We start from the raw sequence: 17,696 nt of genomic DNA on the forward strand, positions 1-17,696 counted from the left end.
CGGCTGCTGAGCGCGTCATGCATGAACTGGCCGCCGGTACCCGCGACGGTGTCCTGTTCACCGACGACATCCGCTGCCCGGAGCACGTCGCCGACCTGGCCGCCGCCCTCCTGGAACTGGCGTGCGGCGACGCCGCCGGCGTCCGGACGGGCAGAAGTTCGCGGAAGGGCTGCGACCAAGGCACGCGATCTCCTGGCCCAGGACTCGGTCAACGCCACACTCAAGGGAGTCACCGCATCCGGCACCGCGCTCGTCGAAGGCTGTGACGCCGCCGGGATCCTCATCCTGCACGGCCGACAGGTCGAAACCCTCACCCCGACCGATCAGATCGTCATCGACAGCGACGAGCTCCAGGACGTGCGCCTGGTCGACGAACCACCCACCGACGGGGAGCTCTTCCTACTCGCGAGGCACCCGGCACGTCTCCACGCGGCTGACGGCCGGCTGCACCACGGCAGGGGTCCACGACCTGCGGCTCGCGCCCCTCGCCTCCGCCGTGTGCCGCCCCCGGTTGCCGCCCCCGGGCGAAGCCGGGCGACTCAGAGCCGCACGAGGGCGTTCAGGTTCTCGTGGCCGATGCCCGGCCGACTGAGCGCGAGCCAGCCGTGTCCGCGCATTCGGGTGGACGCACCGATGTCGCCGGGGTTGACAGACAGTCGTGCGCACGCCTGAGCCACCGTGGTCGTGCCCCCGTGTTCCTCCCAGGGGAACGGGTCGCCGGAGCAGTCCACGTCGTTCTGCGCCGCGCAACGCCGACGGATGCGGCCGTCTCGGGCGACCACCCAGAGACCGGTGCCGCCAGCTCCGTCCTCGAAGAACATCTGGGCCTCGCCGCACAGGGCACTCAGCCGCTCCACCGCGGCCATCCACGCGTCCCAGTCGAGGCCGACCAGGTCGGGCAGATTACCGAAGAGCAGTCGCCAGCCGTCGAGTTCGGGAGTGACGAATACGGGGACCGCGTCCTCGCGGAACGGCAGGTCCTCGACATCGGCACCCTCGTCCAGCGTGACCGGGAACCCGTCGTGCAGACCGAGCGCCTCGAAGGCCCCGTCGTACGTCTCACCAGGAACGGCGTACCACCAACCTCGCGGATCCAGCGGAAAAGGACTGTCCCCGGCGGACTTGATACCCGCACGACGCTTAAGGAGCATACGGTCACGCCGGTCGAGGCGGTCGGTAAGACCGGTGGTGATGAGCTCGCCCAGCCTGCTGTGGATCACGACCGTCGATCATACGCAGCCGCGAAGGTTATCTAAGGGGTGTCCCACAAATCATCTACGGCACGCTGGTTGACCAGCGTTGCTTCCCGGTCATCCAGCGAGTAGGGCATCCTCACGGATTATGGTCACACCGGCCCTCTGACCGGAAGCTCACTGTGCTTCACACGATGGGGGCGCGAAGCGTTTGAGCGTTCGCTGTCACCTGCTGAGTGAGCCTGTCCCGGCATCGCCCGTGCCCTGCGTCCCTGCGCGGGCAGCGGGAGACGTCGGAGCAGGAGGGCGACCAAGAAGAACCAGGCCCGCAGCGGCGGGTTCTCGCTGTACTGTGCACTCGCCGTAGGGGTCAGCTCCGCTGCCGGCGGTACAGGTCGATGGCCGCCTGCGTCGGGTAGTTGGGCACGGTGACGGCCTCGCCGCTCTCCTTGGAGACCACGATCTTGCTGCCGCCGGGGGGAGCCGGCTGAGGCCGTCCGGCGACGTCCGTGACCGGCGGGAACACCGCGTGCACCAGGTAGCCGATGTCGAACTCCTGGACGCGGAGTTCGACGGGCGAGCCATCGGGCAGTCTGAGCTCGGCGAAGCGGCTGCGGACGATGTCGAGGGCCTGTTCGGCGGTGGTCGGCGGGGCTGGGTGGTCCGAGGTCACTGAATGCTCTCCCTGATTCCGAATCGCTGAGTGCTGGATTTCTATGCCCGTCAGAACAACCCGTACTACACCTGCTCGGCGATCAGCGACTACAAGGCCGTTCCCTTCAGATCACCTCGCCGACCAGATGAAGATGGCGGGCGATGTGGAGTCCGCCGACGTAGACGGTCGCGGTCTTGTCATATCGAGTGGCCACGCCGCGCCACTGCTGGAGCTTGTTGATGCGCCGCTCGACGGTGCTGCGCCGCTTGTACGCCTTCCGATCGAAGGCGCACGGCCGCCTGATCGCCCTCGCTTCTTGCGCTTGGCGACCTGGTCGGAAGGCTGGGGGATCACGGCCCGGATCCCGCGCTGACGGAAGTGGGTCCGAAATCGCGCGGGACGAGTAGTCTTTACCGGCCAGGACCATCTCCGGTGTGGTCCTGAGTCGGCCGATCCGCCGCGGCACCCGCAGGTCGGCCATGACTCGGGGAAGGCGGGTGCATCACTAGCCTGGCCGGGCGTGAGGGCGAAGGCGAGCGGCCGGCAGCGGCTGTCTGCGGCGAGATGGATGTTGGTGGTCAGTCGGCCGCGGGACCGTCCGCGGGCATGGTCGTCCGGCTCGCCTACCGGGGCGCCTTTTGACGGGCCCCGGCAGTGTGCTGGTGAGCGCAGACGACCGTGGAGTCGACCGCGACGAATTAGTCGAGGTCACCTTCGGCATCGGCTCTCCCAGGTGCCGTCGGCGGCCCACTTCCGCAGCCGGTTGTGGGCTGCCTTCCACAAGCCGAAGTGCTCGGGCAGATCCACCCACGGCGTATCCGTGCGGTACTTGAACGCGATCGCGTCAATCAACTGCCGGTGATCACGCATCGCCCACCCCGCCGAGAGGTTCGGTCCGGCAGTAACGGCTGGAATCGACGACCTGCTCGCCCGCGTCTACGACTCAACCGGGACGACCTCGTCTCCGTTCGGTTCGCGTGCTCACCCCTGCAGGAGACCGCTCTCAGCCTGTGGGCATGACACAACCCGATCCGCACGCCAAGCACCCGCCCTTCCCGCGCCAGTGTGCCCCGCTGCTACGGCAACTCGACTGGCCGCTGCTGCAATCGCTGGTCGGCCCTCGTCGGCGAATCCCCGACTTCCTGACCCCTCACCCCACCGGCCCGTCCCCCGACGTCGAGTTCGCCGCCTTGCGGGCAACGCCGGCCGAACGTGTGACAACCGAGTTACTCCAAGCCGCCAGCGGTGCAGAGCTGCACCCCGGCCTGCAACAGGCCTACCAAAACCCGCTGGCCCTGCTCGAGCGCGTCGCCGAAGCCCTGCACGCCTACTGGGCCTTGGCAATCGCACCCCGCTGGGCGCGCATGCACGCCGTCCTGCGCGCCGACGTCCGTTACCAGGCCCGGCGGCTGGCCGACGGTGGGGCCGCCACGCTGTTCCCCGACATCGACCCGGGCTTGCGCCGGCGGGCCGGCACCCTCACGGTGGACGTCTTGCGCGACGAACGACGTGACCTCGCGGTGGACGACCGGGGAGTGACGTTCGCCCCCACAGGAAACCACCGGCCGGCACATCGCTGCCGCAATCCTGCCTAGTTGATCCTCGTGATGCCGCACAGGTACCCGAGCGTCAGCTCGCGAAGCCGGCGGGGGCCAAAGCTGCGGCCGTGTCCAGGGTGGACGATGGACACGTCAAGGCCTGTGGGGTGTTGCATGCTGTGCCGGTAAGAGGACCGATCCAATTCGGGGAGGTCGTCGATGAGATGGCCGTTGTAGATCACGTCGCCGGAGTACAGCGCGCCCGTGCGTTCCTCGTGGAGGGCGATGCATCCGGGTGTGTGGCCAGGCAGATGGAGAACGGTCAGCGTGCGACCGCCCACTTCGATGGTGTCCCCTCCCTGGAGCCGGTGAGTGACCTTCAGCGGGCCCGGATGGTAGCCCCTCGGGTCGTAGGCGGGGTGTGGCAGCTTGTTGATCAAGAGGTGCGGTACGTGCTCTCCTTCCGCGTCGATGCCGAGCTTCTCGTAGAGCTCAGTCCCGTACAGTTCACTGTCGTACATCGGATACCGCTCACCGGGCTTGCCTCACTTCCCGCTTCACATTGCATCAAAACCACGACAACGAGACAACGTTCCCGCGATCGGCGTTGCGGCGACCTTCTCCTGTGCAGGCCAACTCGGCCGTTCCGGCTGCTCGCGGGAAGACGCCGTCGATGACGGACCGTGTGGCCCGGCATCGGCCGTCACCGCACTGTCCAGCCGTGCGCGGCCCGGGAGCGCCGGCGGCAAAGGGCGGTGATACCGCTCCCGGTCCTGAGAGCCGCAAGAAGGCTGATCACCTACCTCAATGCGTTCGGACTCCAGGTGGCTGCCTGATGTCTGTCGGCGTAGACGCGGACAGGGCGGGATTTCAGTTGATAGCAGGCAAGCGCCGACTTCATGACTGACCGAGTCTTGCGTCAGGTGATGGGCGGGCGCCCGGAGTGTGGCCGAACGTACGGCGGAAGACGTCAATGAAGGTGCTGGCAGATGACCAGCCGCATTGGTGGGCAACCGTGGTGATGGGGGTGCCGTCGGCCAGAAGAATCAGGGCGTGGTGGAGTCTGACCTGGGTGCGCCACTGGGGATAGGTGAGGCCGAGGTTGTCACGGAGGCGGCGGGATAGGGTTCGGGCGCTGGCGCCGATCTGGCGTCCGAGGGCATCGAGTGAGCGATTGTCTGCCGGGTCAGTGCGCAGGATGCCGTGCAGTTCCCGAAGCAGAGGGTCAGTCGGTGTCGGCAGGTGCAGGGGTTGCGTGGGAGAGGTGGTGAGCTGGTCGAGCATGACGGCGCGGAGTCGATGGTGGGGTGGGCTGTCGCTGTCGGGGTCGCGGGTGTAGGCGACGATGAGTTCGCGCAGGAGGGGGCTGACGGCGAGGACGGCCGGTTTGTCCAGGCCGAGGGGGTTCTCGGTGGCAGGCAGGCCGACGAGGTGGAGGGCGAGTTCGCCGTGGGCCTGATGCTGGTGGACGGTGCCGGCGGGGATCCAGAGCGCGCGGGTGGCGGGGGCGACCCAGGAGCCGGTGTCGGTGGTCACCGCGATAGTGCCCTGGCTGGCGTAGACGATCTGGTGCTCGTCGTGACGGTGCGCGTCGATCTCCCCGCCGGACCGGAGACGTTGGGTGCGGGTCGGAGCGACAGATGTGTGGCGGACTTTCTGCATCAACTGTCAATTTAGCGAAAGCGCGACGCCGGATGCTTCGCCCAGCATGAGGGGATGCGAAGGAACACATCGATCTCCCTGCTGGCCATGGGGCACGGCTGCGTCGACATCTACCAGGGCGCCGTCGCGGCGCTGGTCCCGTTCTTCGTGTCCGAACGGAATTACACCTACGCGGTGGTCTCCGGCATCGTGCTGGCGGCGTCCCTCTTGTCGTCGGTGGCTCAGCCGGTGTTCGGCGTGCTCACCGACCGGTGGGCCATGCCGTGGCTGCTGCCTGTCAGCACCCTGCTGAGCGGCGTGGGCATCGCGATGAGCGGCCTGAGCGGCTCCTACGGACTCACCCTGTTCTGCATCGCCGTCTCCGGGATCGGGGTGGCTGCCTACCACCCGGAGTCCGCCCGCGTGGCCCGGTTGGCCAGCCGGGGCAGCCACAGTGCGATGGGCTGTTTCTCCCTCGGCGGCAACATCGGCTTCGCCCTGGCCCCGCTCATGGTGTCGGCCGTGATGGGACGCGGTTCCCTGCGCTGTACGCCCGTCCTGGTCCTGCCCGCGCTCGTCGGCGCCGCCCTGTACATGCCCGTGCTCCGGATGCTCGGCCGGTCTCAAGCCGGCATGTTCAGAACGGAGGCGCCGCGGGGCGCCGACGACATGGCATCGTTCCTGAAGCTGTCCCTGGCGGTCGTCTTCCGTTCCATCGTCTTCACCGGTCTGAGCACCTTCATCTCCCTTTACGCCCAGCAGCGCATGCACGACAGCGCCACCGCGGGAACCGTCGCTCTGTTCCTGCTGTTCCTGGGCGGCGCGGTCGGCTCGGTTCTGGGCGGGGCCCTAGCCAATCGCTACCACCGCGTCCACGTCTCGCGCTGGTCCTACTTGTTCACGGTCGCCGCCCTCATCGGAGTGATCTACATTCCCGGCCCGGCCATGTTCCTCTTCGTGGCACTCACCTCCACCGGCCTGTACGTCCCTTTCTCCCTCCAGGTCACCCTCGGCCAGGACTACCTGCCCACCCGCATCGGCACCGCCAGCGGCGTCACCCTCGGCCTCACCGTCAGCGCCGGCGGCCTCATCAGCCCCCTGCTGGGACACCTCGCCGACTCCACCTCCCTGAAGACAGCCCTCACCCCTCTGATCGCCATGCCCGCGCTGAGCTGGCTCCTCTTCCGCGCCCTGCCCGAACCGGTCACTCCCAAGCCCCTATACGTCGCGTCGGCGACCGCATCCGCACGACAGGGTGCGTAGAGGTGCAGGGCCAATGTGCAGGCGTGCCCATCGACCGAGTCGCGGCCGGGCTCTGGCCAAGGGAAGGCCCGGCCCACAGGTCTGAGTTGGGTTCTGTGTCCTCGATAAACCTCCAGAGGGGCGGCTCCTCATCGAAGAACGGCTGCTCGAAGGGCCGCTGAAATGCCCTCAGTACGGTGCGCTTTCGGGGTTCGATTCGATCGCGTCGGCGGTCGCCCACTCGGCACTGACAGCGGGCCATCGAGCGCACCATGTCGTGGCTGTCCGGCTACCGGAGGCTCAGCCCACGCTAGGAACCCATGCCCGCGCCTACCTGGCTCGTCTCGGTCTCCCCGTCTGCGCGGCCGACTACTGTGCTGTTGGTAGAGCGTCGTGACCAACGAAGGGGGAGGCTTGAGTTGTGCTGATCACTACGCACCCGCCGTAGGTGCCTCTGGAAAGCCCAGAGGGCCCCTACGGAGGCTTTCGATGTCCCGGACTCTCCGCACGACTTGCAGGCGACTCCGCGTCCAAGAGGGCGCATCGGAGTCCATGTCGCTGTACGACCTGCGCTATGCCAATGCTGAACTGGCCCGAGCCGCCCGCGAAGGCCGTCGCCCCGTCCCGGCGAAGACGCTGTGTCGGCTCACCTCTTGGCAGTGGATGGTGCTTCACTGCAGGAAGGGTTCGTTTTCCGTCGAGATCGCTACGGCTGAGGGCCGCGCTCGGCTCCAGGGTCGACTCGAAGCCCAGCGGATGCGCGGACTGCACCGCGCCGGCCACGAACTTGACGACACAGACATGCCACCGGTCCGCCACCGTCATGGTGTGCTTTGGAATGCCTGGTAAAGGCGAAGCATCCAGACTGACCAGCACTCGCAATCGTAGGGGTGCGTACCGGTAACGGCCCCTGCGGGCGGGCCTGCGAGTTCCCGCCCGTTCTGGCAAGAGAGCGGCACAGCTCGGGAACCGCGCCTTGGCCTTTCGATGCGAACGCGCCACCAGGCGGCCCCGTGGTGCGTGGCCACGGGGCGCGCCTTGTGGGGTTTAGGGCCTGTCTGATGGGTCGTGCGGTAGTTCCCTGGCAGATGCCGCCAGTCTGGAGCCGCGTCCTCTCGCTCAAGCCGCTCGTTCCACTGAAGCGGACAGACCCTGTCACTTGGGACAGGTGACGATCTGGATCACCGCAGTGAGCGAATGGAGAGGTGATGGTTCCCGAGGGACTCAGGTACAACCAAGAATACATGTGGGTGAGCAGAGCTGGTGATCACACTGTCAGGGTGGGCATCACGGATTACCGCCAGGACCAGTTGAGCGGTGTAACTGGGGTGGTTGGGTTACTGGCGGGCCGCTAAGAGGCGGCCGTCGAAGGTGATGTCGAAGGCGTTCAGCGCGGTCTTCCAGCGCGTGGTCCAGCGGGCCTGGCCCTTGCCGGTACGCGGGCCGCCGCCCGGCGAGCGGTGGTGGACGAGCAACGGCATGCAGAGGGGCTGCCCGCGGCATCTGCGGTGGGGGTGCTGTCGCAGGAGCGAAGCGAGCAGCTCGAGGACATCGACCCCGCCTGGTGCCCCGCCTGGCCCGTCGACTGGCAACGCTGCTTGCACCTCACGCGACAGCACCTCGGCACCGGCGGAACACTGCCTATGAGGCCGGGCGACGTCGTGCACCAGGGCGAGGATCTGGAATAGCGGGCGGTGGCCGGTGCCGCCAGGCGATCGGGGGCGGCGTGCACGGGTCGGCAGGGTCGGGGGCTGTCGTAGGAGGCGAGGCGGTCCAGTGCGGGCAGGGTGAGCCATCGGCTGGCCGGTCCGACGGGCTCGGCTGGGGGCGGGTATTCGGTGATAGGCGCGCCGTAGTAGTGGCGGCGGGCGGCCTCGAAGTCGGCGGTGAGGCAGTAGTAGGCCGTCCGCAGGGCCTGGTGCAGAGCGGCGGGAAGGTGGGGGCGGTGGCAGACCAGGGTCAGGTGGAGACCGGTGAGGGCCTGTAGCTGGAGGAGGCGCACCGCGCGACGGGCGGTGAGCCGGTGGGCGCGCAGGACGGTCAGCCAGGTCACGGGCAGGGCCGTCATCCACGTGGCAGCGGCTTCCCAGACGGGCTGACGGCCGCCGGGGAAGCGTCCCGGGAGCAGGAGCGGTTTGCCCAGGGCGGCGAGAAGGTCGTGGGCGAGGCCGGCTTCGCTGGTGGTGCCCGGGCCGGGGTGCAGGGTGATCCGGTCGGACGGCGGGTGGTGGGCGGTCAGGGCAGTGTGCGTGTGGATTGTGTCGTCGCCTGGGTCGAGGACCACGGTGACGGACCGCGGTGGCACGGTGAGCGGCATGGTGGTGTGGTGGTCAGCCAAGTCGGCCGAAGGCCCAGCGCAGCAGTTCCTGGTCCACGCGGGAACGGCCGGGGCGGGCCACGCCCGCCACCGCAAAGCCCGCCACGACAACAGCCCCGTCATGCTGCCCCGGCTCGTTCTACCTCCCGAGGAGCTTCTCCCCGAACTGCCCTCAGCACCGTCTCAAGACACAGGCCATGGAGCCGCGCTGCCACCTGCGTGCGGGCTTCCGGAACTGGGACACCTACTGGTGCCCTCCGCCGGGGGCATCCGGCACTTCGATCATCTCACCCTCCCGGATCCCGAGCAGGGGGTTGCGGCTCAGCTCGGTCAGGTGCTCGCCGAGCCTGACAGCTGTGTTCCGCCAATGCCCCAATGGATCGCCACAGATATGTCGACAGCGCTGTACGGTGGGGCGTCATGACGAAGTGGCAGCTGCTGAGCGCCGTGTCGAAAACGGCGCTGGCCGTGGCCCAGGTCCGCGCTGACGAGAGCGCAGCCGGCAACGCCTTGTTCAATGACCCGTATGCTGCAGCCTTTCTGGCCGCGTCGGGAGAGCCGATGCGACCGCACAGCCCCGGTCCGCTGGCGCAGGTCCTGAGGGCCCAGGCGGTGATCCGGACCCGCTTCTACGACGAGCAGCTTCTGCATTCCGGCTGCAACCAGGTGGTCCTGCTCGCAGCCGGGCTGGACACCCGCGCCTACCGGCTCCCCTGGCCGCATGGGATCCGCTTGTACGAGCTCGACCTGCCGCCGGTCTTCGAGTTCAAGCACCATGTGCTGGCGGCGGAGTCCGCCGTAGCGCGCTGCGACAGAACGGCCCTTCCCGTGGACCTGCTGCATACCGCCTGGGCCGATCGGCTGATCGACGCGGGGTTCAACCCGGCGCAGCCAACCGCCTGGGGTGTCGAAGGCCTGCTGGTCTATCTCACCGCAGAGGAGGCGGCCGGGCTGCTCACCACGGTCGGTGAACTGTCCGCCCCGATCAGCCGGCTCGTCTTGGAGCGGGGACGCAGCGGGCAGACCGTTCTCGACGATCCGTCGGTCGCGCACATCACCTCGCTGTGGAAGGGCGGCCTGGGTTCGAGGACCGCCGACTGGCTCGGCGACCACGGCTGGCACACCCGGGTCCACCCGCTGGACGCCGTCGCTGACCACTACGGCCGGCCAACAGCCAATCCGTCCGGCACTGGCTTCATCACGGCCGTACGCGGCACGAGCCAAGCGTTGTCCTAGCTCACCGAGAGCCTGTTCCGGCCGGCCTGTTCCAGCCGGTTCACCGTGGTTTTTGGTCCGCCGGTCAGCGGCGAGCCCTCCCTGCTGTGTGCGGGCCCCGCCCCCGGCCTGCGCACAGCGGAGCCGGCCGGGCCGCGGCCGCGGCCGCCGCCGAACGTGTGCTCATCCCGGCGAGCCTCGCCTCCGCGATGGCGCCCATCCTGCCGCACGCTGTCCGGGTAGCGAGTGCCGCCGGCAGCGACCCCTGTCCTACGGGAGCCAGGAAGAGGGACGAAAGCCCAATTGACGATTGCTGCGCGGTGCGGCGCGCTCCGGCCGCCGTCGGGGCCGATCAGGCGCAGCCGCGCCGCCAGTTCCAGCCGATGAAGGGGTGACGCAGGTTCACCTCGAACTGGCAGAAGGCGGTGCCGTCGGCCTGGAGCGCCTGGGTGGCGCCACGCGCGGTCCGCGGGCGGCCGCGTAGTGGCGGGCATCGCGGTCGTCCTGGACCACACGACCGCCACGGCGTTGTACGACCCGAAGGACCCGTTCAACGAGGCGGTCGCCGCGTTCTACGTCCAGGCCTCCGTCGGACTTGGTGACCTTTATGCGCCGGTGCTGTCCCTGACGGCCGGCGACGCGGAGCGGCCGGGCCTGCTCGGCTACATCAACGGGCTGCGGTTCATCCGTATCGAGGCGTTCGACACCGACGCCGCGGTCACCGCCACCGACCTGCTCCGGTTCGGGCACTCCTGGGCCGCCGTCCACGCCATCCACGCCGCCCGCCCCTTCCCCACCCACCCCACCGGCTGGTACCTGCTCACCCTGACGCCCAAGGCCTACGCCGGCACCGGCGTCCACCCCGACCCATAAACGCCGGCCGCCCGGCGACAGGGCCCGGGCCTGGTCGGCCGCGACCTGACAGCCGCGAACACCCGGTGCTGCCCAGAGTTGTGGCTGGATCAGGGCGAAGGCCAAGCAGACCGCGGCCACCACCGGCGGCATCATGACCGATGTCCAGGCCCGCTTCGGCTACACCGCCGCCCCCGGCACCACCGACGACGCCCGCATCCGCCACCTCACCCTCGCCCTGCCCCCACAACACGCCGCCCGCCGCTTTACGGCCCAACAGGACGGCCTCACCGAGGACCAGCCACCGGATCGCCGCCGAGGCCCTCGGCGAGGTCAACTTCCGCGACAACGGCCACCGCGCCCACGGCCTCGAAGTAGAACTCACCGACCTCCTCCACCTGGAATTCGAGCTGTGGCTGGGGCCGGCCGCGCGGGCGCCAGAACGCGGAGATGAACCAAGCGGAGTTGAGATCTCCGGTGGCCTGCGGGAGCGCACCTCCGGTGGTCGGGACCGCAGGTGCGCCGTGGGGGCAGCCCGGGTGAAGGATCCGGCTTACACGGCCAGCCAGGCCGCTTGGTCGGGCTCGAGCAGGCCGTTGTCGATGGGGCCGCTGGAGAGCAGCACCGAGGTGTGGGCCGGCAGGGGGCAGGCCTCGGGCGAGAGGTTGACCACGCAGGTGAAACCGGGGTCACGGGCGAGGGCCAGGACACCCTCGGGGGCGTCCAGCCAGGTGAGGGTGCCGTCGCCGAGCGCGGGGTGTTCGCGGCGCAGACGCAGAGCGCTGCGGTAGAGCTCCAGCATCGACGTGGTGTCGCCGGTCTGGGCCTCGACGCTCAGCTCCGCCCACGCGGCGGGCTGGGGCAGCCAGGGTGTGGCGGGGGAGCCCTCGGGGCTGAAGCCGTACGGTGCGGTGTCTCCGGACCAAGGGATGGGCACGCGGCAGCCGTCGCGGCCCCGGTCGGTGTGTCCGGACCGCTCCCAGACGGGGTCCTGGAGCACGTGCTCGGGCAGGTCCTCGACCTCGGGCAGGCCCAGTTCCTCGCCCTGGTAGATGTAGGCGCCGCCGGGCAGGGCGAGCATGAGCAGGGCCGCCGCACGGGCGCGCCGGGTGCCCAGTTCGAGGTCCGTGGGGCCCTCGGGGCGGTACGGCTCGTTGGTGGTCCACTGCCTGACCGCCCTGCGGCCGTAGCGGCTCGGGTGGCGCATGACGTCGTGGTTGGACAGCACCCAGGTGGCCGGCGCGCCCACCGCGCCAAGCATGGCGAGTGAGTCGTCGATGACCGCGCGCAGGTCCTTCGCGCTCCAACTGGACATCAGGAAGTCGAAGTTGAACGCGGTGTGCAGGCCGTCCCGGCGGACGTACGCGGCGAGCCGTTCGGGGGTGTCGGCCCAGGCCTCGGCGACGAACGAGCGGTCGCCGGGGAACTCGTCGGCCACCCTGCGCCAGGCACGGTAGATGTCGTGGACCTCCTCGCGGTCCCAGTGGGGGTGGTCGATGTGCTGCCTGGGTGCTGTGTCCGAGGGTTCCCGGGGGGCGAGGGGGCCCAGCACCGCCGGTTCATGGCGGGACGGGAGATCGGGCAGCTCGGGGTGCTTGACGAGTCCGTGGGCGACGTCGATACGGAAGCCGTCCACTCCGCGGCTGAACCAGAAGCGCAGGATCGACTCGAACTCGGCGTGAACGTCGGGGTGTTCCCAGTTGAGGTCGGGCTGCTGCGGGGCGAACAGGTGCAGGTACCACTCGCCGTCGGGCAGCCGGGTCCAGGCCGGGCCGCCGAAGCAGGAGACCCAGTCGTTGGGCGGTTCGGCGCCGTCGGTGCCGCGGCCGGGGCGGAAGATGTAGCGCTCACGTTCCGGGCTGCCGGGTCCGGCCGCCAGGGCGGCCTGGAACCAGGCGTGCTGGTCGGAGGTGTGGTTGGGCACGATGTCGGGGATGACACGGATTGCGTGCCGGTGCGCTTCGGCGATGAGTTCCTCGGCCTCGGTCACCGTGCCGAACAGCGGGTCGATCGCGCGGTAGTCCGCCACGTCGTAACCGTGGTCGGCCATCGGCGACTTATACCACGGATTGATCCAGATGGCGTCGATCCCGAGGGACTTGAGGTAGGGCAGTTTGGAGCGGATGCCGGCGATGTCGCCGACGCCGTCACCGTTGGCGTCGGCGAAACTGCGGATGTAGACCTGGTAGATGACGGCGCTGCGCCACCACGGTGCGGTGCTGGGCATGGTGTGGAGTGGGCCCTTCGAGGTGTGGGAGGGGCGGGGTCTACTTGGCTGCGCCGGCGGTGAGTCCGGCGACGATACGGCGCTGGAAGAGCAGCACCATCACCACCAGCGGAACGGTGACCAGGACGCCCGCCGCCATCTGGCTGGCGAACGGGGTCTCGAACTGGGTCGCGCCGGCGAACTTGGAGATGGCGACCGGTGCTGTCTGTATGGCGGACTTGTTCGTCATCGACAGGGCGATGAGGAACTCGTTCCAGGCGGCGATGAACGTGATGATCGCGGTGGTGAAGATGCCCGGCGCGGCGAGCGGGATGATGACCTTGCGGAACGCCTGGCCGCGGGTGCAGCCGTCGATCATCGCGGCGTGCTCCAGTTCGTCCGGCATCTGCCGGAAGAACGTGGTGAGGTTCCATACCGCCAGTGGCAGCGCGAACGACATGCTCGGCACGATCATCGCCTGGTAGGTGTTGATCCAGCCGATGTCGGTGAACAGCTTCAGCAGGGGAACCACGATCGACACCACCGGGAACATCGACGTGGCGATGATCAGCGTCAGGATCAACCGCTTGAACCGGAACTCCAGCCTGGCCATCGCATAGGCGGTGAACGTGGCCAGCAGCAGCGCCGATGCGGTGGTGATGCCCGCCACGATCAGGCTGTTGAGCAACGCACGGGTGAATCCCTGGGTCGGGTCGAACACCGCCCGGTAGTTCTCGAACGACACCGGCGTGGGCAGCAGCGAGGTGTCGAAGATGTCGGAGGTGCGCCGCAGACTGGAGACCACCATCCAGTAGAACGGGGCCAGGCAGTAGGCCACCACCGCGGCGACTCCCACGTACAGCAGCCGGGTGCGCCAGGTCGCCGTGCGGGTCATGCCGCCACCTCCGTGCGGCGCGGCGCCAGGACGTCCCGCAGCCTCCTACGGCTCGTCTTCCTGCCGTCGCGGGCGGCGACGAGGTCCGTGCCGAGCAGCCGGACGAAGGCGAGCGCGATGAGCAGGACGTAGAGAAAGAGGATCACGGCGTAGGCGGAGGCCGGTCCGAAGCGGACGTTGGAGGCCTCGTTCTGCGCGAGCATCGACAGGGTTTCCACCGAGTTCTTCTGCGCGCCGACGAGGATGTAGGGCAGGTCGAACATCCGCAGTGCGTCCAGGCAGCGGAACAGCACCGCCACCAGCAGTGCGGGCTTCACCAGGGGCAGGGTGACGTGCCAGAACCGGCGCAGGGCGCCGGCCCCGTCGATACGGGCGGCCTCGTGGACCTCCTTCGGGATCACCTGCAGGCCGGCCAGGACCAGCAGGCCGATGAAGGGGGCGGTCTTCCACACCTCGGCGACGATGACCGCGACCTTGGCGTGGAAGCCCTCGGTGGCCCACAGAATCTGGCGGCCGAGGATCGCGTTGGCGATGCCGTGGCTGTTGAAGATCCACCGCCACAGCAGGCCGGAGATGGCCGTGGGCACCGCCCAGGGCACGAGGATGCCCGCTCGCACCAGGGCGCGGCCCCTGAAGGCCTGGTGCATGATCAGCGCCATCGCGACACCGATCACGGTCTCCAGTCCCACCGTGACGACGGTGAAGAACGTGGTGTTCCAGAAGGCGTTCCAGAACCGCTGGCCGGCGACGCCGAAGATGTCGGCGTAGTTGTGCAGCCCGACGAACGGCTCCCTCGTGCGGATGAAGCCGGTGCTGGGGTCGAGGCCCTTGGGTCCGTAGAGCGACTCGTGCAGGGCCATCAGCGTCGGATAGAGCACCACGACGGTCAGCACCAGGATCGTCGGGGAGACGAGGAGTGCCGCCATCCGGCCCGAACCGGCGGTCGCCCGGACGTGTGTGCGGCGGCGCCGGTGCACCGGCGGGGACGGCTGCAGTGAGGCGCTGCCGCGTTCGTGCACCGTGGCGCCGGGCGGGATCGTGGTGTCCGTCATCGCCCGCTCCTCACTGCGCCGTGGACTTCTGCAGTGCGCTCTGCAGGTCCTTCAGCGCCTGGGCGCTGCTCTTGGCGCCGGTCAGCGCGGCGTACGCCTCCTGCTGGATCGCCGAGGTCGCGTCGCCGTACTGCACGACCCGCGGCCGGGGCACGGCGTGCAGGATGGACTGCTTGAGGACGGGCAGGTACGGATACTGCTTGACCAGTGAGGCGTCGTCGTACGACTTCGCGTACGGCGGGGCGAGGGAGGCGTCCTTCAAGAACGTGCTCGCACTGTCCTGGCTGCTGAAGAACTTCATGAAGTCCAGGGCCGTGGCCTTGTTCCTGGCCGAGGACGACAGGGCGAGGTTGTGACCGCCGAGGCTGGAGGAGCCGGGTCCGTTCAGACCGGGCAGCGGCGCGACCGCGAACTTGCCCGCCAGCTTGCTCTTTTCGGCGAGTGCGTACATGTAGGGCCAGTTGCGCAGGAAGATCAGCTTGCCGGACTCGAAGGCCTGGCGGCCGTCCTCCTCCTGGTAGGTGATGGCCTCCTTGGGGATCGTGCCGTCCTTGACGGCGCCGACGAGAAAGTCCAGGCCCTTGCGGGCGCCGGCCGTGTCGACGTCCGGCTTGCCGCTGGCGTCGGTGACGACGCCGCCCGCTGAGTCCACGGACTCGGCGAAGTTGACCGTCAGGCCCTCGTACTTCTGGAACTGACCGGCGTAACACGACATGCCCTTGGCCTCGGGCAGCCTCTTCACCTTGGCGCAGTCGGCTGTCATCTGGGACCAGGTGGCCGGAGACTTGGTGATGCCGGCCTTCTTCAGCAGGTCTGTGCGGTAGTACAGCAGCCCGCCGTCGGAGCTGGCGGGGACCGCGTAAAGGCCACCGCGGTACTTCGCCGTCTCCACCACCGGCTTGAGCATGTTCCGCAGCGGGAACCTCTGCTCGGGCAGGCGGTCGATCCACTGATGGGCGGCGAACTCCGACGTCCACACGACGTCGAGGGAGAGCACGGTGTAGGCGTCGGACTTCGTCTCCGCGTTCTGGATCATCTGCTGCCGCTGCGAGTCCGCGTCCGTGGGCAGTTGGACGAAGGTGACCTTCTCCTTCGGGTGCAGCATGTTCCAGCGGTCGATGACCTTCTGCACGACGCCGGAGGTGTCCTTTCCGGCCACGTACGTGATGGGGCCACGGCCCTCGAAGGACGTGCTCCCAGCGGGCTTCCCCGCATCACTGCCCCCGTTGGAGCCGCAGGCGGTGAGGAGGAGCCCGGCGGCGGCGAGCGTCGCCGCGCACTGGAGGGCTCTGGTGGTCCTGGTCTTCACTGTCTCTCTCCTGGTCGTGCGGGAACCGAGGCGCGAACGCCGTGCGAGACTGTGCTGTCACGTCACTTCAGTGATGGAAACTGCAGGTCAAAGCCGTTAATGAGCAATGGGTGAGGACGGCGTCGACCCCGTCGAGACAACGCTTGCACGCTAGGAGTGCACTCAGACGAAGTCAATCCGTAACTTGCCGGTAGCTCGAACAGTTTTGAGGCAGTGAACGGCTTATTCATGGGCAAACGGGGTGTTATCTCGGCGTGCATCCGTTGTGACAGCGCTGTCACGACAGAGGGGAGCAGGACACGTGCCTGTGCTAACTTCCGCTCATGTCACCCGCTCAACGGCACCCCACGATGACCGACGTCGCCGAACGGGCCGGCGTCTCCCCGTCCACCGTCTCCCGCACCCTGCGCGGTCTTCCGACCGTCTCGCCGGAGGTCCGCGCCCGGGTCGAACAGGCCGCCCGTGAGCTGAACTTCGCGGTCTCACGCCAGGCGGCGAGTCTCGTCACGGGAAAGACCGGAGTGGTGGCGGTGCTCGTCCCGACGCTCAACTCGTGGTTCATGGGATCGGCGCTGTCCAGCCTGGGCCCCCTGCTACGCGCGGCGGGCAGGGAACTGAACGTCTATCTCATCCCCGACATGACCGAGCGCACCTCCTTCTTCGAGCGCCTGCCGGCCCGCCGGAACGCCGACGCGCTGCTCGTCTTCGGCTTCGACCTCACCCACGAGGAGACCGCACGCCTGGACGACCTGGGAATGCCGGTCATCTACGTCAGCCAGCACGCCGAGGGCCGGCCGAGTGTCTACGTCGACGACGTCGACGGTGCCCTGAAGGCGACCCGGCACCTGCTCAACCTCGGACACCGCCGGATCGCGTTCGCGCCGACCACCGGGGCCACCGGTTTCAGCTTCAGCTCACGCGAACGCCTGCTCGGCTACCAGCAGGCGCTGACCGAGGCAGGCATCCCCCTGGACGACGAGCTCATTGTCACCATGGCGGCCGACGACACCCGCGGCCTCATCACCGGAATCGGACAGCTGCTGAGCCTGCGCGAGCCGCCCACCGCTCTCTTCGCCGAACAGGACGAGCTGGCCGTGGCCGTCATCCACACCCTGCGCCGGGCCGGCATCCACGTACCCGACCGGATGTCCGTCATCGGCTTCGACGATCACCAGGTGGCCCAGTGGTTCGACCTGTCCACCGTCGCCCAGTCACCCTCCGACATGGGCCGGCTCGCCGGAGAACTCGCCCTACACCTCATCGACGACACCGCGGCCGACCGCACCCGACACGTCATCCTGCCCACCCAGCTCATCCCACGGGCCACCACCGCGCCGAAGGCAACGCCCCAGCAGGACGAGGAGCCGGCACGGACGTCCCCGTGAGCACCGTCGGCACCGGTCCGCCCGCACGCCGTTCAGGTGCCCTGCCGGCCGTCGTCGTGCAGTACCTGCTCCAGGGGCAGTCACGGCCCCGGCCGGAAGGTGCCACGCAGCCGGTGCGCGCAGGGTGCGAAGGTTGGACGCCGACTCCGGCCAGACGGCGACGGTCCCATCGGCCCGCCGGTTCGCCGCCGCGTTC

Annotated in this window: 15 protein-coding genes and 3 pseudogenes; 8 read left to right on the forward strand and 10 right to left on the reverse strand. The window is 68.7% G+C overall.

The window, feature by feature from the left end:
* Window positions 1–8: 8 nt before the first annotated feature.
* A pseudogene (locus tag IE177_RS34970) lies at window positions 9–143 on the forward strand (dTDP-4-dehydrorhamnose reductase); the annotation flags it as partial.
* 396 nt (window positions 144–539) lie between these two features.
* Here IE177_RS34970 and IE177_RS18775 read toward each other — a convergent pair.
* The 3 genes and pseudogenes from IE177_RS18775 to IE177_RS35745 all read right to left on the reverse strand — a co-directional run bounded on the left by IE177_RS18775 (window position 540) and on the right by IE177_RS35745 (window position 2,795).
* Window positions 540–1,220, reverse strand: coding sequence for a hypothetical protein (locus IE177_RS18775; RefSeq protein ID WP_190016485.1), 681 nt, complete (start codon window positions 1,218–1,220; stop codon window positions 540–542).
* A 343-nt stretch (window positions 1,221–1,563) separates the two neighbouring features.
* Window positions 1,564–1,866, reverse strand: coding sequence for an SUKH-4 family immunity protein (locus IE177_RS18780; RefSeq protein WP_190016486.1), 303 nt, complete (start codon window positions 1,864–1,866; stop codon window positions 1,564–1,566).
* Between the two features lie 106 nt (window positions 1,867–1,972).
* Window positions 1,973–2,795 (reverse strand): annotated as a pseudogene (locus IE177_RS35745) (IS5 family transposase).
* 69 nt (window positions 2,796–2,864) lie between these two features.
* Here IE177_RS35745 and IE177_RS18790 point away from each other — a divergent pair.
* Entirely contained in the window at window positions 2,865–3,443 is a 579-nt protein-coding gene (locus IE177_RS18790; protein WP_190016487.1) for a hypothetical protein, read from the forward strand.
* On the opposite strand, the gene IE177_RS18795 is transcribed toward IE177_RS18790, so the two are convergent.
* Together IE177_RS18795 and IE177_RS18800 are read right to left on the reverse strand one after the other, a co-directional pair.
* Window positions 3,440–3,907, reverse strand: coding sequence for an MBL fold metallo-hydrolase (locus IE177_RS18795; RefSeq protein ID WP_190016488.1), 468 nt, complete (start codon window positions 3,905–3,907; stop codon window positions 3,440–3,442). The genes IE177_RS18790 and IE177_RS18795 overlap by 4 nt on opposite strands.
* A 376-nt stretch (window positions 3,908–4,283) precedes the next feature.
* Window positions 4,284–5,048, reverse strand: coding sequence for an AraC family transcriptional regulator (locus IE177_RS18800; RefSeq protein WP_190016489.1), 765 nt, complete (start codon window positions 5,046–5,048; stop codon window positions 4,284–4,286).
* A 54-nt stretch (window positions 5,049–5,102) separates the two neighbouring features.
* On the opposite strand from IE177_RS18800, the gene IE177_RS18805 reads away from it, so the two are divergent.
* Together IE177_RS18805 and IE177_RS35750 are read left to right on the forward strand one after the other, a co-directional pair.
* On the forward strand, window positions 5,103–6,290 hold the full coding sequence (locus IE177_RS18805; RefSeq protein WP_190016490.1) for an MFS transporter: 1,188 nt from the start codon (window positions 5,103–5,105) through the stop codon (window positions 6,288–6,290).
* Between the two features lie 1,223 nt (window positions 6,291–7,513).
* Window positions 7,514–7,624, forward strand: coding sequence for a glycine cleavage system protein H (locus IE177_RS35750; protein ID WP_373305119.1), 111 nt, complete (start codon window positions 7,514–7,516; stop codon window positions 7,622–7,624).
* On the opposite strand, the gene IE177_RS18815 is transcribed toward IE177_RS35750, so the two are convergent.
* Window positions 7,607–7,750: a hypothetical protein gene (locus IE177_RS18815; protein ID WP_190016492.1), complete on the reverse strand. Its 144-nt coding sequence runs from the start codon at window positions 7,748–7,750 to the stop codon at window positions 7,607–7,609. The two genes, IE177_RS35750 and IE177_RS18815, sit on opposite strands and share 18 nt — an antisense overlap.
* Window positions 7,751–9,006: 1,256 nt before the next feature.
* Here IE177_RS18815 and IE177_RS18820 point away from each other — a divergent pair.
* From IE177_RS18820 to tpg, 3 genes and pseudogenes are all read left to right on the forward strand, one after another.
* Window positions 9,007–9,822 carry an SAM-dependent methyltransferase gene (locus IE177_RS18820; RefSeq protein ID WP_190016493.1) on the forward strand — a complete coding sequence of 272 codons (816 nt, stop codon included), beginning with the start codon at window positions 9,007–9,009 and terminating at the stop codon, window positions 9,820–9,822.
* A gap of 462 nt (window positions 9,823–10,284) precedes the next feature.
* On the forward strand, window positions 10,285–10,674 hold the full coding sequence (locus IE177_RS18825; protein ID WP_190016494.1) for a PIN domain-containing protein: 390 nt from the start codon (window positions 10,285–10,287) through the stop codon (window positions 10,672–10,674).
* An 88-nt stretch (window positions 10,675–10,762) separates the two neighbouring features.
* Window positions 10,763–11,066: pseudogene (gene tpg, locus IE177_RS34990) on the forward strand (telomere-protecting terminal protein Tpg); the annotation flags it as partial.
* A 140-nt stretch (window positions 11,067–11,206) separates the two neighbouring features.
* On the opposite strand, the gene IE177_RS18830 reads toward tpg, so the two are convergent.
* The 4 genes from IE177_RS18830 to IE177_RS18845 are packed head-to-tail and all read right to left on the reverse strand — an operon-like array spanning window position 11,207 to window position 16,115.
* A complete protein-coding gene (locus IE177_RS18830) occupies window positions 11,207–12,880 on the reverse strand; it encodes a glycoside hydrolase family 13 protein (RefSeq protein WP_190016495.1) in 1,674 nt (557 codons plus the stop codon).
* Between the two features lie 40 nt (window positions 12,881–12,920).
* Window positions 12,921–13,754, reverse strand: coding sequence for a carbohydrate ABC transporter permease (locus IE177_RS18835; protein WP_190016496.1), 834 nt, complete (start codon window positions 13,752–13,754; stop codon window positions 12,921–12,923).
* Window positions 13,751–14,806, reverse strand: coding sequence for a carbohydrate ABC transporter permease (locus tag IE177_RS18840; RefSeq protein WP_190016497.1), 1,056 nt, complete (start codon window positions 14,804–14,806; stop codon window positions 13,751–13,753). The genes IE177_RS18835 and IE177_RS18840 overlap by 4 nt, the downstream gene beginning before the upstream one ends.
* 10 nt (window positions 14,807–14,816) lie before the next feature.
* The gene (locus IE177_RS18845; RefSeq protein WP_190016498.1) at window positions 14,817–16,115 is read right to left on the reverse strand and encodes an ABC transporter substrate-binding protein; all 1,299 of its coding nucleotides are present in this window, start codon (window positions 16,113–16,115) and stop codon (window positions 14,817–14,819) included.
* Between the two features lie 323 nt (window positions 16,116–16,438).
* Here IE177_RS18845 and IE177_RS18850 point away from each other — a divergent pair, with 323 nt between their 5' ends.
* Complete coding sequence (locus IE177_RS18850) at window positions 16,439–17,500, forward strand: LacI family DNA-binding transcriptional regulator (protein ID WP_308431576.1); 1,062 nt, start codon at window positions 16,439–16,441, stop codon at window positions 17,498–17,500.
* Window positions 17,501–17,696: the final 196 nt, after the last annotated feature.

It is taken from the genome of Streptomyces lucensis JCM 4490, from assembly GCF_014650035.1.
Taxonomy (GTDB): domain Bacteria; phylum Actinomycetota; class Actinomycetes; order Streptomycetales; family Streptomycetaceae; genus Streptomyces; species Streptomyces lucensis.